Source organism: Ewingella sp. CoE-038-23 (genome assembly GCF_040419245.1).
Classification (GTDB): domain Bacteria; phylum Pseudomonadota; class Gammaproteobacteria; order Enterobacterales; family Enterobacteriaceae; genus Ewingella; species Ewingella allii.
Map to the genome: position 1 here is coordinate 1,872,657 of NZ_JAZHOH010000001.1, position 17,139 is coordinate 1,889,795.

Sequence of the window (17,139 nt, forward strand, 5' to 3'; positions counted from 1 at the left end):
GTCCTCTGGTTATTAGCTCGGTAACATCATCTTCAATTGCAAACAGGCATCTTCGTAGGAGCTGCGCTCCATGATGTCCTGCTGCAAGAAGTCTTCCATTTGCGGGTAGAGCCGAATGGCGCGATCCAGCATCGGGTCACTGCCTGCGGCATAAGCGCCGACGCTCACCAGATCGCGGTTACGCTGGTAGCTCGACAGCAGTTGTTTGAAATCGCGCACGCGCCCGTACTGGGCATCGTCAATCAAGGCGGTCATGGCGCGGCTGATAGAAGCTTCAATATCAATCGCCGGATAGTGGCCAGATTCCGCCAGACGGCGCGACAGCACCACGTGACCGTCGAGGATGGCGCGCGCGGAGTCTGCAATCGGATCCTGCTGGTCATCACCCTCGGTCAGTACCGTGTAGAAGGCGGTGATCGAGCCGCCGCCGCTGATGCCGTTACCGGCGCGCTCAACCAGCGCGGGCAGTTTGGCGAACACGGATGGCGGATAGCCTTTGGTGGCCGGAGGCTCGCCGATGGCCAAGGCAATCTCACGCTGGGCCATGGCGTAGCGGGTCAGAGAGTCCATGATCAACAACACGTGCTGGCCGCGATCGCGGAAATCTTCCGCAATACGGGTGGCATAGGCCGCGCCCTGCATACGCAGCAGCGGCGACACGTCGGCCGGGGCGGCGATCACCACCGCGCGAGCGCGGCCTTCGTCACCCAAAATATTTTCGATAAAGTCTTTAACTTCGCGCCCACGCTCGCCAATCAGCCCGACCACGATCACGTCGGCCTGGGTGTAGCGCGCCATCATGCCGAGCAGTACCGATTTACCCACGCCGGAGCCGGCGAACAGGCCCATACGCTGCCCGCGGCCGACGGTCAGCAGGGAGTTAATCGCCCGCACGCCGACGTCGAGCACGTCAGTGATTGGCGTGCGCTGTAATGGGTTGAAAGGAGGGGTTATCAGCGCGGCGCGATAGCCGGTATCCGGCGGCGGCAGGCCGTCGAGCGGCTTGGCACTGCCGTCGAGCACGCGGCCAAGCAGCTGTGGCCCGAGGGGCAGCTGTTTACCGGCGGTGTGGCCCTCTGGCGAGATGCGGGCATACACCCGCGCGCCCGGCAGAATGCCTTCCACTTCTTCCAGCGGCATTAAAAACAGGTGTTGGCCGTTAAAACCGACCACTTCGCTTTCGACTTCCTGCACGACGTTGCCGTCATGGCGTTCAATCAGGCAGGTCGCGCCAAGAGGGAGTTGCAGGCCGGTGGCTTCGAGCACCAGCCCGGTCGCGCGGGTTAGGCGACCGTAGCGGCGCAGCGCGGGAGTACGCTCCATGCGCTTTTCAGCGTCATCGAGGGTTTTCAGCAATCGGCTAAGGCGGGCGGTCATCAGAGATCACCCGGCGCCGCGAGGCGGCAGAGTTCGTGCCAGCGAGTGGCTAGCGAGGCGTCCATGTCGCCATCTTCTGCGCTGACTTTGCAGCCGCCGGCGTGGATCTGGCTGTCAGCCAGCAGACGCCAGCTGTGCAGGCTCAGGGTAACGCCAAGGTGCTGCTCAACGCGTTCGAAATCGGCTGGGTTCACCCGCAGCTGCGGCTTGCCTTTGAACATCGGCTCTTGCTGGATCAGCTGTTGAATTTGGGTCAGCAGGGCGGAGCCGTCGCAAATCGGCGGCTGGCCGAGCACCTGCTTGGCGGCGGTCAGCGCCATTTGCATCAGGCGCGAAGCGATCACGCTGTCCAGCGCGTCCAGCGTTTGCTGGAAGTCAGTGACCAGATGCTGCCAGTGCTCGGTGAGCACCGCCTGATGCTGTTGGGCTTCTTGCAGACCTTGCTGCTGGCCCGCTTCCTGACCGGCCTGATAGCCAGCCTGATAACCTTGCTGCTTGCCCGCCTCAAAGCCTTGCTGATGACCCTGCTGCTGTGCCTGAATTTGCAGACGTTGCAGCTCGTTCTGATCAACCTGAAACTGGCTCAGGGGCTCGCTGCTCTCAGTGTCATGCTCTTCGCCATCTTCTTCACCAAACAGCGGTTCGATGGCGTTTTTATACTCTTTACTGGAGTAAGAGGGCGTATTGAGGTCGTTGAGCTTCCACGGCTGCCACGGCAGGGCGTTGAGCTGTTCGGCTTTGCGCTCGGCCAGCGTCTTTTTCTCGGCCGGCGGGTCTTGTGGCGTCAGGGCATCAGACATAGGTATCCTCGCCTCCGCCAATCATCATCTCGCCAGATTCGGCCAGACGACGCACGGTTTGCAGAATGGCTTTCTGTTCGTTTTCCACCAGCGACATGCGCATCGGGCCACGGTTTGCCAAGTCGTCGCGCAGAATATCGGCAGCACGCTGGGACATGTTGCGCAGGAATTTCTCGCGCAGCGGCGCTTCGGCACCTTTCAATGCCACCAGTAGCGACTCGCCCTCGATCTCTTGCAACAGGCGTTGGATGCTGCGGTCGTCGACGTCCACCAGATTCTCGAACAGGAACATTTCGTCGATGATTTTCTGCGCCAGCTCGCCGTCGTAGCCACGCATGGCTTCGATAACCGCTTCTTCCTGCTGGCTTTTCATCAAGTTGATGATTTCCGCCGCAGTACGAATACCGCCCATCTTCGAACGTTTGAGGTTTTGGCCGTCGAGCAGGTTGTTGAGCACTTCGGTCAGCTCGGCCAGCGCGGCTGGCTGTACGCCGCCGAAAGTGGCGATACGCAGCATGACGTCGTTACGCTGGCGCTCGTCGAACAGGGCCAGAATATCGGCTGCCTGGCCGCGTTTCAGGTGTACCAGAATGGTGGCGATGATCTGCGGATGCTCGTCGCGGATCAGGTCGGCCGCAATCTGTGGCTCCATAAAGTTGAGGGTTTCCATGCCGGTGGTGGTTTCGCGCGACTCGAGAATGTCTTCCAGCAGGCTGGCGGCGCGCTCTTCACCCAAGGCTTTGGTCAGGACCGAACGCAGGTATTCGCTGGTGTTGACACTCAGCGCGGCGTACTGCTCGGACTCATCTTCAAACTCGCTCAGCACGTCGCTGAGCTGTTTGTTGGAGATCTGATGGATGTTAGCCATCGCGCCGCTGATTTGCTGAACTTCACGCGGGTTGAGGTGCTTAAACACCTCCACCGCGCGGTCTTCACCCAGCGTGACCATAAGGATGGCGCTTTTTTCGGTTCCGGTCATAGTCATGGTTGTTCTGTACTCATCCATTGGCGGATAACCAGGGCGACGATGCGAGGATCTTTATCCGCCAGCTCCTGAATTCGTTGGGTTTGAACTTCAACACTGACGCGCTGCTGTGAACGGCGGCGCTTGGCCAGCTCGTCGTTAGACAGTTTGGCTGGCTGCGTGCCTTCCGGCGCTGGCACGGCTGCCGCGACGGTCGCCGCAGCCTGAGCTTCGCGGTCGGCCTGCTGTTTGAGCAGGAGAGGGCGAACCATCTTGCGCCACAGCAGCCAAGCAACAATCAGCACCAGCAACCAGCGACCGGCGTTCAGCAGTTGGTCGAAGAAGGCCGGAGATTTCCAGAAAGGCAGTTCGGTGGATTCATCGGCGGTTTCATTAAATGGCGTGTTAACCACGTTCAGGGTATCGCCACGCTCGGTGGAGAAGCCCATCGCTTCGCGCACCAGTGAGTCAACCTGCTTCAACTGCTCGTCGGTCAGCGGCTTGGCTTTGCCATCCACGCCCGGCTGATAGTTGACCACCACCGCCGCTGACAGGCGCTGAATGCCGCCCGCGCTGTGCTGGGTGTGAGTAATGGTGCGATCCAGCTCGTAGTTGGTGGTTTCATCATGGCGATTGCTGCTCGGACCGGACGGCGCGGCGGTGGCCGCATTGCGGTTAGCCGCGTTGTTCTGCCCATTCGCCTGCTGGCCGTTGGCGGCGTTCGGGTTATTAACGTTGGTCGCCTGATTAGTAATAGGCGCTGTCGCCGGAGCCGTGGGCTGGTTGGAGAGGGCACCCGGCACGCCGCCGACGCCTGAACCGCCAATTTGCTCATTGGTGCTCAACTGGCGGGAGCGCACTGCGGCTTTATCTGCCGAACCGTTCGGCTGGTAGTTTTCGTCAGTCTGCTCGCGCACGGCGTAGTCAATCTGCGCGGTGATTTGTGCATGCACGTTGCCGCTGCCGACCACGGGTTGCAGGATGGCTTCGATCCGGCGCTGCAGGCGGCCTTCCACTTCATTGGCGTATTTCAGCTGCGCGGCGTTGAGGTCGCGCCCGTTGCCGTCGGCCTGAGTCAGCAGGTGGCCACTCTGGTCAACCACGGTAACGCTGGCCGGAGGCAGGCCGGAGACGCTGCTCGATACCATATAAACGATGGCGTTGATCTGGCCGTCATCCAGCGCGCGGCCGGATTGCAGGTTCAACGTCACCGAGGCAGAAGGGTTCTTCTGTTCGCGCACGAACAGCGAAGGTTTCGGGATAGCCAAGTGAACGCGGGCGCTCTGTACCGGCCCCAGAGTCTCGATGGTGCGCGAGAGTTCGCCTTCCAGCGCGCGCTGATAGTTGATCTGCTCGCTGAACTGGCTGATACCAAACTTCTCTTGGTCCATCAGTTCGAAGCCTACCGCGCCGCCCTTTGGCAAGCCGGAAGAGGCCAGTTTCAGGCGAGTTTCATAGACTTTATCCGCCGGGATCAAGATGGCACCGCCGTTATCAGAGAACTGATAAGGGATGTTCATTTGGGTCAGTTGGGTGACGATGGCGCCACCGTCTTTGTCGTTCAGATTGCTGAACAGTACGCGATATGTCGGCGCTTTGGCCCACAGCGTCAAGACAACAACAATGGCCACTGCGGCGGCTGCGGCAATGGCCAGGGGGATTTTTGGATTCGCACGCAGGCGGTTGATAAACGCTGTCAATCCGCTTTCAGGGTTTTCTGCGCCAGCAATTGCAGAACTCATACCAGATCCCTATTCAGCTGTTGAACGTTGATGTTCGTGTTGTGTCGTGACAAAACAGACTCCCAAGTGCGCAATCCTGCTGATGTAAAACAGACAAGCGTGTCATTTTTTTAGCCCCTCTCCACAATAAGAGAAGAACCTGATTTTTCAGGTGAGCCATTATTTGCTGCTTTATGCAAAGTTAATGGCCCGATAAGCCATGGTTTTTGCGGTCAATTAGCGCGTTTAGGGAAATTCCTATGTGATAGGGTGTCGTTCCATGAAACACAAATCGGTTTCATCCCCCATTCAGAACCGTGCGAAAATTGAGGAATCTATGGCAATTCAAGGCATTGAGAGTGTTTTGCAGCAGTTGCAGGCCACCGCGCTGCAGGCAGGAATGAAGCAACCTGTTGAACCCCTACAGGAAGCCGGTTTCGCCAGCGAGATGAAAGCCGCGCTGGGCAAGATCAGCGAAACGCAAAACACCGCCAAATTGCAGGCGCAGAAATTCGAACTCGGCGTGCCGGGCGTAGGCTTAAATGACGTGATGGTCGATATGCAGAAATCATCAATTTCTCTGCAATTGGGCATTCAGGTGCGTAACAAGCTGGTGGCGGCGTATCAGGACGTCATGAACATGAGCGTCTGATTGCTCAGAAAGCTTTTTGCCCACATGCAGCGATGGCCTGTGGGCGGGGGCGAAAAAGGCGTGATGCTTACTCCGGCATCAATCCATTAAAATCTTCTTCATACAGTGCCTTACACTCGTCCATAAACTCTGGATATCCAAGTTCAGAGGTTTGTACTTCGCGACCGAGGCGGGCTTCCAAATCAGCGTGGAACCATTCAAACTCGCCGTGGAGAATGCCGGTAAACCCGGTGAGGATCACACACTGCTCTTGCGTTAACTTTTGCATTTCAATTCCTTGTTTCGTTTCAGGCTGACGGTAGCGGGCCATCGACAGGACATTCATTTCACAAATCTTCCATCAGCAGAGATAAACACTCCGCCCTCGGGTGGTCAGGGATGCCGTCATTATTACGGCCATGGCTATGCCATGCAATCACCCATTCTCAGTATAGGTCGACGGCGTCAATCTCAGGTTACGCAGCGGCTCGCGGTGCAAATCCACGACGGTCTGCGACACGGATTCCAGAAGACTTTCATTTTCAAGCGGCGGCACCGGAATTGTTCTATTCTCTTATTAATCAACCTGAAAATAAGGAAAAGCCAGATGAATGAGGACATTTTCGAACAAGCCCCATTGCCGATGCTGACCCGCTGGCAAGTTGGGGATAAGGTGAAACTGCTGACTTTTCCCGTGGGTGATGACTCGGCGAGCTACCAGTTGGATGTCGCCATTCGCCAAATCATCGATGGCGAGTTTGAAGGGGAAGTGATTAAAGCCGCGCCGGTAGGGCGCATTCCAGCCTCGGCAAAACGCCATTTCGAAGCCGGGACGGTAGTGGAGTTCCGCGCCGCGCATATTCAGGGCAATGCCGGGTGAGATTAAGCATTCCGACCCGCTAAAAACAAGAAACCCCGCGAAGGCGGGGTTTTTACTTCATTGAACGTCACTTCACAGCGCTGATGAGAGTAGAACTTAGCAGCCGCTGTGTTACATCATGGGCTTAACGTTGTTATCCAGTATCAAATCAGTCAGTTCATCCACGGGGATCTCAGGTCTTGCCCCACAGTAACCGACCAGATACCAATTGCCGTCAGCACATTTCTCTGGAGATACTTTATAACGCTCGTTTTGCACTGCAAAAATTGCTGAGTCAGACTGACGCTCTTCGAGCCGATTGTCTGCCCAGAAATAGAGTGAAAACTGATGACAACGGTCGACATGTTTCTGTCCATGCCGACTTCCTCCCAGAAGCAAATAATGGTATTCAGACATTATTACTCCTCCAAATAAGTGATTGATGATACAAGCACTTTCTCCCACACGGGAACGCTCAAATGAGGCGCTGCGAACAATGAATGAAATCGCGCAGCAAAAACAGGACATCAAGCAACCCGCCAATTACCTGCCTGAATGGCAGATAATTAGCTTGGTATAAATTATAGGGCAGGACTGAGAACACGACTTAAGCAAAAACTTAAATGTGATCGCTATCACAAAATGTTTTTGGCAGTAGAAGGGCGACAATTACTGTTCGAGCATTTTCTTATGTAGCTGCGAGGTCAGGACTTCAATCCGTTCGCTTAGCTGTTTAGTGATATTGGTCAGGTCAGTATTCTGTTTTAACAGCTCGAGCATCTGCTGAGTGTGCTGCGCCGCCATCTCCTGCCGCTGCTCATTGGCCTGAGCTAACTCTTCGCGATGCTGGGCATCGGCATCGGCATGGGCCTTATCGCGCTCCGCCTGGCGAGTTTGCGCCAGTAGGATCAGCGGCGCGGCATAGGCGGCCTGCAGGCTGAAGGCCAGATTGAGTAAGATAAACGGGTAAACGTCGAACTTCACTAGCCCGGTGACGTTGATGATGATCCACACGGCCACCACCAGAGTTTGTGCGCCTAAAAACAGCGGCGTGCCGAAGAACCGGGCGAAAGCTTCTGCTTTCAGCGCAAACCAGCCTTCGCCGAAGGTCGGAGCTAAATGGGAATGTTTACGGTGAAAACGGAAGGGGTCACGTTTTTTGGCTGGCGTATCTGAAGAGATGGGCTGCATAAATACTTCCTTTATGGGTGCTGAGTAGCGTGCTGATAAGAGTCACCTTAGGATGAAATGCCAGAAACCGATATCTTATTATTGTCACCCTTGCTGTTTGTTGACTGATTATTTATCTATCAGGAAGCTCGGCAACTTTTCCCGAACTATCTGATTGTTAGGTCGGATTTACTGCGCTACTTTTAACTCAGCAATCATGAAAAGGAGAGAAGCATGGGTTTTTGGAGAGTTTTGATTACGATTTTGGTACCGCCGCTGGGCGTGTTGATTGGTAACGGCCTTGGCTTGCAGTTCCTGCTGAACATTGTGCTGACACTGTGCGGCTATTTGCCAGGTTTGATCCACGCATTCTGGATCCAGACGCGTAAGTAATGAATTAAGGCGCTTTTTGCCTAAAAGTTCCTCAATTTCATAAGCCCGACCAATAGGTCGGGTTTTTTATTGCCTAAATATCACAAACATTTAACACGAAACGAAAAGACTCTTTATTGCCTCTCAGGCATCATGTCGCCTCTAAATTGAGCTTTATATTGATGTTTTTGTTAGCCGCCGCGTGCATTGGGCAGGGTATTCGGCTGCTCTTTTTAATTGAAATCATGCCTCTCTGTGAAATAAGGAACTTTCATGTCTAATCCATACGCCGAGATATTCCGGCGCCCAGGAACCAAAGGCTTTTCTGCCGCAGGCTTTATTGCTCGTCTGCCTCTGCCGATGACCACCATTGGCATTGTGGCTATGTTATCCCAAACCCATGGTGAATATTGGCTGGCCGGCGCGGTGTCTGCCACTTTTGCCATGGCCAATGCCTTTATCGCTCCACAGATTTCGCGCTGGGTGGATGTCAAAGGGCAGGCGAAAGTGCTGATCCCGATGGTGACCTTGGCATTTTTGGCATTAATCGGTTTATGCCTGGCGGCGTGGCTCAATGCACCCAATGAAATGCTGTTTATACTGGCGTTAATCGCCGGCGTAATGCCGAGCATTGGCTCCATGGTGCGCGCGCGCTGGACCGAGATTTATCGCGGCAAGTCGCAACTGCACGCGGCCTTTGCCTTTGAATCCGTGCTGGATGAGCTGGTGTATATGGCCGGGCCGGTGTTTGGCATCGGCCTGAGCATCGCGCTGTTCCCCGAGGCGGGCGTGCTGGCGGCGGCGACCTTCCTCGCCGTCGGGGCATTACTGTTTGTGGTACAGAAATCCACTGAGCCAAAAGTGAATCCTATCAAGCAGAAGCGCACGCAGTCGGTAATGAAGCACGGCGCGATGTGGTACGTGGTGACGGTGTTTGTGGGTATCGGCATGATTTTTGGCACGGTGGAAGTGGCGGTCATTGCCTTCGCGCAGGATCTAGGTAACAAGGGCGCCGCGACCTATATCTTATCCACCTATGCTCTAGGTTCTTGCGGTATTGGGCTGGTATTCGGCGCCATCAAATTCAAAAAGCCGTTGGCGAATCGCCTGTTAATCGCAAGCGTGGTGGCGGTGCTGACTACCTTGCCTCTGCCTTTCGTCACGTCGCTGTGGATGATGACGCTGATGGTGTTTGTGGGCGGGGCGATCAGTTCTCCCACCTTCATTACCGGCATGACCCTGATCGAGCGTATCGTGCCCACCACGCAGATAACCGAGGGTATTACGTACGCCATGACCGGCGTGCTGATTGGCTTCTCCGCCGGATCGGCCGCGTCGGGCTGGACTATCGATAACTTCGGCGCTTCAAACGGATTCTGGATCGCGGTAGTGGGCGGCGGTGTGGCATTAGTCGCCATGCTGACGGGTTATCGCCTGCTGGCGGCCCTGTCGCAGCAGGGCGCGCAGGAAAATGACCTTCATCTGAGTCACGAGTAATAACACCCTTCCGGCAGAGAGCAATCTGCCGGAAGGGGCCTTGGCCTAAGCCTAATGGTGGCGCGTGCCTAAATCCCTGTCTTCATCCTCCCCTTCGAGCAAATGACTGAGTTCATCCACGCGACGAATCAGCCCATTTTCCACCTCATACAGCGCCACGACTTTCACTTTTAACCTCTGCCCATTGTGTTTGATGGCATCAACGATGTGCACGCTAGCCAGTGACTGGCCGCAGGCGATCACCTTTTCAAAAGTGACGGTGGCGGATTGAAGCGTGGCCTTTAAGGTGCGGGCGTGCTCGACGAATAAGGCGTGATCTAACACTTTCCCATCGGCGAATTGCTGATACTCCGGGGCGAAATAGCGGCCCGTCTGCTCCGCCGTTTCAGCAGGATCAAACAGCGAATTGAAAATCTGGCCGAGAAATTGGCGTGCCTGAGTGTGTGTCATAGGATGTTCCTCGCGTTGGTTGCATTGACGAGGTTGACTATAGAGGGTTATTTTTGGCGTCATGACTGCTATCAGGCCAACTTATACGGTGATTACGCCATGATCTCAGAATCTGACATGGGGAACGGATTGCGCTGGACAGATTTCGTCGCGCCGCAGGGGAAAACGACGCCGGTGCATCATCACGCTGACGGTCAATTGCTCGGCACGCATGTGGGGTTGCTGAGTCTGGATTTTGAGCATAGCCAGCGGGCTATCCCTTCAAGCTACGCCGTCTGGGTGCCTTCTGGCTATCCTCACGGTATGCGTTCGCACGGCGCTTTTGACGGCTGGAGCCTCTACTTCCGTGAAGATTTGACCCACGAGCTGCCGCAAACGCCGAAAACCTTTCGTGTGGAAGGGTTACTGCGCGAAGCGTTAAAGCGCGTAAAAAGCTGGGGCGAAGAGAGTGTCCCAGAGCAGGCCAGAGGGGCATTGACGCAGGTCATTTTGGACGAAATCAGGACGTTGCCCGCAGCGGCGTTGGAACTGCCGATGCCCGAGGATCCGCGTTTAATGCGTCTTGTGCGCCGATTGCTGAGTGACGTGAGTGTGCAACTGCGGGAAGAGCAGTGGGCAGAGTATGCAGGATTATCTGTTCGGACGCTGGTGAGGCTATTCCCGGCGCAGACCGGTCTAACTTTTACCGCCTGGAGGCAGAGGGCCAGGATGATGCGGGCGATGGAGCTTTTAGCTCAGGGGATGGCGGTGCAGAACGTCGCGCTGGAGGTGGGTTACGACAACGCCAGCGCTTTTATCGCGGTGTTTCGTAGGCTGTCCGGCACGACGCCGGGTCATTATTTCTGAACAATTCAGTCGTTAGAACAGAGAAAACAGCACCACCACGGGCAAACTCATTGGCCACGTAAAACCGATCAGCGCCGAGGTTAACAGACGGATTTTGAACGTATCGCGGCTGACCAACAGGGTAAACACCGCTGCCAGCGCCAAACCCCCCCAGTAAATTGTTTTAATGACTTCCCACCACACGTGCACGACATACCCCTAATACAGCCAAAATAGATAAAGCAGGGCATATTCTAGGGCGTTAACATTTGGTAATCAAATAATGTGTGTTTTAGGTCACATTTTTACAGAGTTTACATCTGCACATGAGATTTACGCGTTGAAATAACAGGGCGTTAACGTTCCGCCCTGAAAGCTTACAGCGAGCGCAGGTGGCCGCGGATCGAGGTGGGCGCAAAGCCAAAGCGTTTGCGAAAACGTTCGGCAAAGCGTGAGCTGCTTTCGTAGCCAACCTGATGGGCAATGTGGGAAATGGCTAAATCCGTGCATTGCAGCAGGCGCAGGGCGTGGGTCATGCGCACATCTATCATCAAATTACGCAGCACGCTGTTCTCTGTCGCCAGCCTGCGGCGCAGCATCACTTCATTCATCATCAATTTTTCAGCCACTTCGGCAGCCGTAAATGACTTGTGCAGATTGTTGACCAGTAAATCGCGAACTTGCTGAGTGATGCTTTCACTATGCTGCCTCGAGTAGCTGATCCCCAGATGAGACAGCCACAGCAGTTGCTCAATCATGCGATGGCGGGCAATGGTCGGCGGCAGGCTCTTGTGCCACATCATCGAATGGTGGGTATCAGTAAACGATTGCCTAAAGGCCGGCGGAATGTGCGGGATAACGCGAATGTCTTCGACCGTGGTCAGTACGCCTTCAAATGGCGAGACGTAGAGGCGGGAATCGCAAAAAAGCGAGCTGTCCCACGCCATAATCGCGCAGCTGAAAATGCCCTCATCAGAGGGAACATTGGTAATGCTCAGCGAGTGGCCGCTATTGACCGCCAGCATCTCGCCACTTTGAATGCGGCTTTCTTGCATGCCGTGGCGCAGTGTGGAATGCCCCTGCAGGATTAATATGAGTTCGGGTTTATCGACGAAAATATCGCTGGTAAGCAGCTCACTGTGCTGAATAAGCAGTGAGGATGTACCAATCCCTGGAGATACTTTTATTTTACGAACCATCGCGATTTTGCCCGAAGCCGCACGTCATATTGCCGACGTTGTTCCAGAGTTTAATTACCCTTGAACAGTTGCCGATATTTTCGTCGGTGAAAACGATATTAGTGAGGGCGACAGAGAAAAGACACCGGGTAAGGGCGGCTTATTCTCTGTCTCTGAAGCCTTTAATATACACAAGAAGCTAAGAAAGTGGCTAGCAATGGTATTAGGGAAACTATTATTGATCGCGCATAGCGATTGCTCTGTCGGTAAAACGCCCATAGGTCGAATTGACCTCCTGCTGTTTTACGGACTGGCCAATAAGCTCAGCCAGCTGATCCATTCGTGCCTGCAATAGCGTTTTAATCTGAGTTTCATTATCCAGAATACGTCGCAGACTCTGACGAATAATATTCTGGATATTTAATGAGGTCTCTTCTGACAGCGGCAGTGTAGTGGTTGCCTCTACCGCCTTCAGGTAACTGACTTCAAGTTCTACCAATTCATCCCACTTTTCGTCTTTCGCCAGCAGCAACATTTGTTCGCTTAGCGTCAGGATCATCTGATACTCATTAACCAGGTACTGATGTCGATCCATTATATTGGTCCTGCGAGGGGTGATAGTTAGGGCCGATTTGCCGCCAGGCATCGGCTATATTTTCCAGCAATGCCATAACTTCAGTAATAGCCTGCTGATCGTTATGCAAATTGGCATGAATTAAACGGCGAACCATGTAGGAATAGAGCGCCTCCAGATTATCAACTAATTCTGGATCGCCTTTCTCACGGCTTAAGCCAGCAATGAGTCCGTTATCGATAATATTAATGGCCTTCGACAGCGCATTGCCTTTCCCTGGAATATCCCCCTGCTGGATAAGAATACCTGCGCGGATAAGGGCGCTGCGCGCCCCGTCAAATAACATCACCACCAGCTGATGGGGTGATGCACTCATTACCGCACTTTCCAGACCGACTTGCGCATAGGCTTTAGCGCCGGAGTTCTTGTACATAATCAGTCCTTATTGACTTCCACTCATCGCGGCAAATTGCTGCGTTAAGTAGCTACCGGTGTTGGTTAATTTGTTAACCAGTACGGATAGGTTAGTAAATTGGTTTTTGTAGTTAGTCAGATTGAGCGTGATGCTGGCTTGGGTCTTGGTCATTTGATCTGACAGGTTTTTCAGCGATTTATTGATACCGTCTTCAGCGGCTTGCACTGTGCCGTTGGTTGGGTCGAGCATCTTGGTCAGCATGTTGGTCGCTTGCGTACCGAAACCGGTAGTTTTGCCGTCGCCCGCGAAGAACTGCACCACGCTGCCCGGCTTTTTAGTGATCGCGTTGTTTAATTTGGTGCTGTCTACTGTCAATTTGCCATTGACGTCTTGGGTGATACCCATGCTGGCTAAGGTTGAGAAGTCAGTATTTGGCTGGGAAGACGCAATACTGCCGCGCAGCTGGGTAGAAATAGTACGCACGGTGCCGTCGCCGAACAGGGCGCCGTTGCTGGCGTTTTGGCTATCAGCCCCTTTATCAACCGCGGTGTAAGCAGTCTGGCTGGCGATAGTGGTTTGCAATGAGTTATAGGCATCAACGTAGTTTTGAATCGCCTTGGTCATCGCGCTAGGATCTTGCGTCAGCGTTAAGGTCTCAGGGCCAGAACTGTTGGCGTTGGCGCTGGTCAGCGATTTTAAGGTCAGCGTCACGCCATCCAGCGCGTCGGAAACCACGTTGCTGCTACGGGTGATTTCAACATTATTATTGATAGTGAATTTGGCGTCTTGCGCTGCCGTGGTGACTTTCATGCCGTTGGTGCTGGAAGAGGGGTTGTAACCCACTACGCTGTTCAGCGCGTCATCACCAGATACGCTGACGGTCATGGCATTCGCTACGCCGGTATCATTTGCGGTGATAGACAAATAATAGGTGTTGTCGTTCGCTTTAATCACGCTGGCCGTGACGCCGGCCTGCTTGGCGTTGATGGCATCGCGCATACCGTTCAGGCTGGTTTGATCATCCGTCAGCGGAATAGTGACCGGATCTTTGCCCGTCTGCGCAATAGTGATAGAGCGGTTAGCTGCGCCCGTGGTGCCTAACGCGGCTTTTGGGTCAGACTTTGAAGCCGACAGCAGAGACTGCGCCTGCGCCAACTGCGTGACATTGATTTGGTATGAGCCTGCCGGAGCAGAAGCATTTGGCGTCAACGCTGCGCTAAAAGAGGTATTGGTGCTGGTAACAGAAGTGCCCGCGATTTGGCTGGCGTTTTGCAGCGCGGTGGCGGCAGTCTTCAGCTTATCCAATGATGTTTGCAAAATACTGAAAGAGGTCAGCTTCGCTTTATAAGAAGTTTGTTGATTGGTCAGCGGTGTTAGACGGTCATTTTCAGCTTTGGTCAGTGAATCCATCAAGCTGTTAAGGTCAAGACTGGTACCTGCACCGAGAGAACTTACACTAGCCATTATTTATATTCCTTAGAGAGAAGGGTGTTACCAGTGTTATCGGCAAGGATGGCACGAAGTTTATACCCGGCTGGATAAATTTTATGGCAAGAATAACCGCGCATATTAGGGGCAATTTGCGCCATTATTTGCAGGTGCAATAAAGGAAGGAATTTGCGTTCGGGGATTATTTTATAATTTTTTTAAATTCTGACTAAAGGTTCTGGGTGTAGCGCCGATACAAGTTTGGACGGTGATAAAGCCGTAGGCCGAAAGCCTAAACCTAAATAACAGAATTTAAGGAAATCATACTATGGCGGTAATCAACACTAACAGCTTGTCCCTGATGACTCAGAACAACCTGAACAAATCTCAAGCATCCCTGGGCACCGCCATTGAGCGTCTGTCTTCAGGTCTGCGTATCAACAGCGCAAAAGACGATGCAGCGGGCCAGGCGATTGCCAACCGCTTCACTTCTAACATCAATGGCCTGACCGTTGCTTCCCGTAACGCAAACGACGGTATCTCTCTGTCACAGACCGCTGAAGGCGCACTGAGCGAAATCAACAACAACTTGCAACGTGTTCGTGACCTGACCGTTCAAGCGCAGAACAGCTCTAACTCCGCATCTGACATCGACTCCATCCAGTCTGAAGTTAACCAGCGTATGGAAGAGATCAACCGCGTTACTAAGCAAACTGACTTCAACGGCATCAAAGTTCTGGACAACCGTACTGCTGCTACCAGCAACTACGATTTCCAGGTTGGTTCTAAAGATGGCGAGCAAATCAGCATCGGTATCGGTTCAAGCGCTGGCTGGAACCTGGCTGCTTCTAACGGTGACGGCACTTCTAGCGACAACATCAACACTTACAAACCAACTACGCTGACTGCGTTGAAAACTGCACAAACTGCAGCAACCACGTCTAACACAGCTTACTTGGCAGCTAAAGCAGCATCTGATGCAGATCCAACTGATACAACTAAAGCAACTGCTACCGCAACTGCTAAAACTGACTTAGACACTAAAAATACTGCAGTAACTACCGCTCTGAAAACCTCTACCGATGCTAAAGAAGCGGTAAACGGCAACGCGCGTACAGTGGCTGCAGAAGGCTTCGACGTTCTGAAAGGTACCGTTAAGAATGATGGTACTGCAGCAGGTTCAACCCCACTGGCTGACATCGATGCTGCTCTGAAAGCGGTTGATACTCAACGTTCAGCTCTGGGTGCTTCTCAGAACCGTTTCGAATCTACCATCACTAACCTGAGCAGCACTGTTGATAACCTGACTTCAGCACGTAGCCGTATCCAGGATGCTGATTACTCTACCGAAGTTTCCAACATGAGCCGTGCGCAGATCCTGCAACAGGCTGGTACTTCAGTACTGTCTAAAGCTAACCAGGTTCCTCAGTCAGTGTTGTCTCTGCTGCAGGGCTAATCGCTTCTCAGTTTTAACGCTTATAAAGGCGGCCATTTGGCCGCCTTTTTCTTTGATTGAAAGTGAGACTCGCGGGGCATACTGCGGGTTGGTTATTGGAGGTATGATGCGATGAAAGAGATTCTGGTGAGCCAACCTGAGTATGTGCAGAATTTCCGCTGTATTGGTTCTGCATGTGAAGATCACTGTTGTAAGCAATGGAATATCACGCTGGATAAACCCACGTATAATAAGTACCTAAAAAGTGAAATCCCCGGCGTTAAAAATATTGCGGTTGAAAGCATTATCAAGACTAAAAAAAGCCACAGTAATTGGGCGCTGGTTAAGCTCAATGGGGAGGGTAACTGTTCATACTTAGAGTCCGATAATCTATGCAAAATCCATAAAACTATGGGGCCGGAAGCGCTGAGTGATACCTGTTCTGCCTACCCGCGACAATATGTATTATATAAAAAAGAGCGTATTGAGAGTCTCAGCCTCTCTTGCCCGGAAGCAACGCGCAAGGTGCTGCTCAATGACACCGCACTCAATATTAATAATCACTCTGTGGCGCAGACTAATTTCAATGCGAGAGCTGATATAAGCGTTGAAGGTAAAATTATTAATTTATTCTGTGCCAATCTCATGATGTCCAACCAGAATAAAGTCGAGCATAATCTCTATGCTATGGCGTGTTTCCTGCTTTACGCGGAGAAACTAACGGGGTCGCTAGATCACAAATTCTCCAGTATGGAGCAGGTTTACACAGCACTCGCTCAGCAATTGTCCAATGGCGAAATTTCGCAATCTATTGCGAAAATCAATGGTGAACCTTTACTAGAACTTGCTCTGTTTAGTGGAATACATGGCGCGATTCAAACGAACCCTCATACACGTGGAAGAGGGACGTTGTACCACTATACTGAGAGACTCAACCAGCATTTTGTAGGCACTTTCACTCAGTTAGCGCTTGAAGAAAATCTGAGCGCACTCAAACAAAGTTGGGACAATATTGTTCTGCCTTGGCTGAACGAGCGTCCGTATATTCTGCGCAATTACTTCCAGTATCGGCTTTACCATGACCGTTTTGCTATCGATAAATCGGTGCCCATTCTTAAGCAGTTCTACTTGCTGGTGGTGGACTATTTCTACGTAAAATCCTTGTTATCGGCCTATGCTCTTGAGAAGGGGCAAATCGATGAGAAGACGCTTGTCGAGGTCATGTATAGCTACCATTCTTATCGCCAGCATAGTGATACGACTAAAGCGGAATTCATGGCAGGCATCGACAGCGTCAAACGTAACGACGATCTTTCCGTCCTCCAGCTTCTGGTTTAACCCGCATTTGCGGGTTTTTTCGTTTTTCTTCATCACTTATTCACTTTTACTTACTTTTTTACTGTAATCTGCGCGGCGCATTCACTGATATAGTCACTGTGCGTT

At 53.0% G+C, this 17,139-nt stretch carries 20 protein-coding genes; 7 read left to right on the forward strand and 13 right to left on the reverse strand.

Annotated elements, in window-relative coordinates; all coding sequences use genetic code 11:
• Nucleotides 1-12 precede the first annotated feature (12 nt).
• The 4 genes from fliI to fliF are packed head-to-tail and all read right to left on the reverse strand — an operon-like array spanning nt 13 to nt 4,883.
• The gene (fliI, locus tag V2154_RS08830; protein WP_353501914.1) at nt 13-1,377 is read right to left on the reverse strand and encodes a flagellar protein export ATPase FliI; all 1,365 of its coding nucleotides are present in this window, start codon (nt 1,375-1,377) and stop codon (nt 13-15) included.
• Nucleotides 1,377-2,177, reverse strand: a complete 801-nt coding sequence (gene fliH / locus V2154_RS08835; protein ID WP_353501915.1) for a flagellar assembly protein FliH — start codon at nt 2,175-2,177, stop codon at nt 1,377-1,379. Before fliH ends, fliI begins: the two co-directional genes overlap by 1 nt.
• Nucleotides 2,170-3,162 (reverse strand): flagellar motor switch protein FliG, encoded by a 993-nt coding sequence (gene fliG / locus V2154_RS08840; protein ID WP_034790081.1) that lies wholly within the window; start codon nt 3,160-3,162, stop codon nt 2,170-2,172. Before fliG ends, fliH begins: the two co-directional genes overlap by 8 nt.
• Nucleotides 3,159-4,883 (reverse strand): flagellar basal-body MS-ring/collar protein FliF, encoded by a 1,725-nt coding sequence (gene fliF, locus V2154_RS08845; RefSeq protein ID WP_353501916.1) that lies wholly within the window; start codon nt 4,881-4,883, stop codon nt 3,159-3,161. Before fliF ends, fliG begins: the two co-directional genes overlap by 4 nt.
• Nucleotides 4,884-5,199: 316 nt before the next feature.
• On the opposite strand from fliF, the gene fliE reads away from it, so the two are divergent.
• A complete protein-coding gene (fliE, locus tag V2154_RS08850) occupies nt 5,200-5,514 on the forward strand; it encodes a flagellar hook-basal body complex protein FliE (protein WP_353503957.1) in 315 nt (104 codons plus the stop codon).
• 67 nt (nt 5,515-5,581) lie between these two features.
• Here fliE and V2154_RS08855 read toward each other — a convergent pair whose 3' ends face one another.
• On the reverse strand, nt 5,582-5,782 hold the full coding sequence (locus V2154_RS08855; protein ID WP_353501917.1) for a DUF7736 domain-containing protein: 201 nt from the start codon (nt 5,780-5,782) through the stop codon (nt 5,582-5,584).
• A gap of 318 nt (nt 5,783-6,100) precedes the next feature.
• Between V2154_RS08855 and V2154_RS08860 the strand changes: the two genes are divergently transcribed.
• Nucleotides 6,101-6,373 carry a hypothetical protein gene (locus V2154_RS08860; RefSeq protein WP_353501918.1) on the forward strand — a complete coding sequence of 91 codons (273 nt, stop codon included), beginning with the start codon at nt 6,101-6,103 and terminating at the stop codon, nt 6,371-6,373.
• A 111-nt stretch (nt 6,374-6,484) separates the two neighbouring features.
• On the opposite strand, the gene V2154_RS08865 is transcribed toward V2154_RS08860, so the two are convergent.
• A complete protein-coding gene (locus V2154_RS08865) occupies nt 6,485-6,769 on the reverse strand; it encodes a hypothetical protein (RefSeq protein ID WP_034790093.1) in 285 nt (94 codons plus the stop codon).
• 252 nt (nt 6,770-7,021) lie between these two features.
• Nucleotides 7,022-7,543 (reverse strand): DUF1003 domain-containing protein, encoded by a 522-nt coding sequence (locus tag V2154_RS08870; protein ID WP_353501919.1) that lies wholly within the window; start codon nt 7,541-7,543, stop codon nt 7,022-7,024.
• Nucleotides 7,544-7,756: 213 nt separating this feature from the next.
• On the opposite strand from V2154_RS08870, the gene V2154_RS08875 reads away from it, so the two are divergent.
• Both V2154_RS08875 and V2154_RS08880 read left to right on the forward strand, forming a co-directional pair.
• Nucleotides 7,757-7,915: a YqaE/Pmp3 family membrane protein gene (locus V2154_RS08875; RefSeq protein WP_034790096.1), complete on the forward strand. Its 159-nt coding sequence runs from the start codon at nt 7,757-7,759 to the stop codon at nt 7,913-7,915.
• A 252-nt stretch (nt 7,916-8,167) separates the two neighbouring features.
• A complete protein-coding gene (locus tag V2154_RS08880; RefSeq protein WP_353501920.1) occupies nt 8,168-9,391 on the forward strand; it encodes an MFS transporter in 1,224 nt (407 codons plus the stop codon).
• Between the two features lie 51 nt (nt 9,392-9,442).
• Here V2154_RS08880 and V2154_RS08885 read toward each other — a convergent pair whose 3' ends face one another.
• Nucleotides 9,443-9,841 carry a nuclear transport factor 2 family protein gene (locus V2154_RS08885; protein WP_353501921.1) on the reverse strand — a complete coding sequence of 133 codons (399 nt, stop codon included), beginning with the start codon at nt 9,839-9,841 and terminating at the stop codon, nt 9,443-9,445.
• 99 nt (nt 9,842-9,940) lie between these two features.
• Here V2154_RS08885 and V2154_RS08890 point away from each other — a divergent pair, with 99 nt between their 5' ends.
• Nucleotides 9,941-10,687, forward strand: coding sequence for a helix-turn-helix transcriptional regulator (locus V2154_RS08890; RefSeq protein ID WP_353501922.1), 747 nt, complete (start codon nt 9,941-9,943; stop codon nt 10,685-10,687).
• 12 nt (nt 10,688-10,699) lie between these two features.
• Here the strand turns inward: V2154_RS08890 and V2154_RS08895 are convergent, their stop codons facing one another.
• From V2154_RS08895 to fliD, 5 genes are all read right to left on the reverse strand, one after another.
• Complete coding sequence (locus V2154_RS08895) at nt 10,700-10,876, reverse strand: GhoT/OrtT family toxin (RefSeq protein WP_034790125.1); 177 nt, start codon at nt 10,874-10,876, stop codon at nt 10,700-10,702.
• Between the two features lie 167 nt (nt 10,877-11,043).
• Nucleotides 11,044-11,865, reverse strand: coding sequence for a helix-turn-helix transcriptional regulator (locus V2154_RS08900; RefSeq protein ID WP_353501923.1), 822 nt, complete (start codon nt 11,863-11,865; stop codon nt 11,044-11,046).
• 214 nt (nt 11,866-12,079) lie between these two features.
• On the reverse strand, nt 12,080-12,439 hold the full coding sequence (fliT, locus tag V2154_RS08905; RefSeq protein WP_353501924.1) for a flagella biosynthesis regulatory protein FliT: 360 nt from the start codon (nt 12,437-12,439) through the stop codon (nt 12,080-12,082).
• Nucleotides 12,414-12,851 carry a flagellar export chaperone FliS gene (gene fliS / locus V2154_RS08910; protein WP_034790131.1) on the reverse strand — a complete coding sequence of 146 codons (438 nt, stop codon included), beginning with the start codon at nt 12,849-12,851 and terminating at the stop codon, nt 12,414-12,416. Before fliS ends, fliT begins: the two co-directional genes overlap by 26 nt.
• A gap of 9 nt (nt 12,852-12,860) precedes the next feature.
• The gene (fliD, locus tag V2154_RS08915; protein WP_353501925.1) at nt 12,861-14,297 is read right to left on the reverse strand and encodes a flagellar filament capping protein FliD; all 1,437 of its coding nucleotides are present in this window, start codon (nt 14,295-14,297) and stop codon (nt 12,861-12,863) included.
• A 292-nt stretch (nt 14,298-14,589) separates the two neighbouring features.
• Here fliD and V2154_RS08920 point away from each other — a divergent pair, with 292 nt between their 5' ends.
• Entirely contained in the window at nt 14,590-15,717 is a 1,128-nt protein-coding gene (locus V2154_RS08920; RefSeq protein WP_353501926.1) for a FliC/FljB family flagellin, read from the forward strand.
• A 111-nt stretch (nt 15,718-15,828) separates the two neighbouring features.
• Entirely contained in the window at nt 15,829-17,034 is a 1,206-nt protein-coding gene (gene fliB, locus V2154_RS08925; RefSeq protein WP_353501927.1) for a flagellin lysine-N-methylase, read from the forward strand.
• The last annotated feature ends 105 nt before the right edge of the window (nt 17,035-17,139 follow it).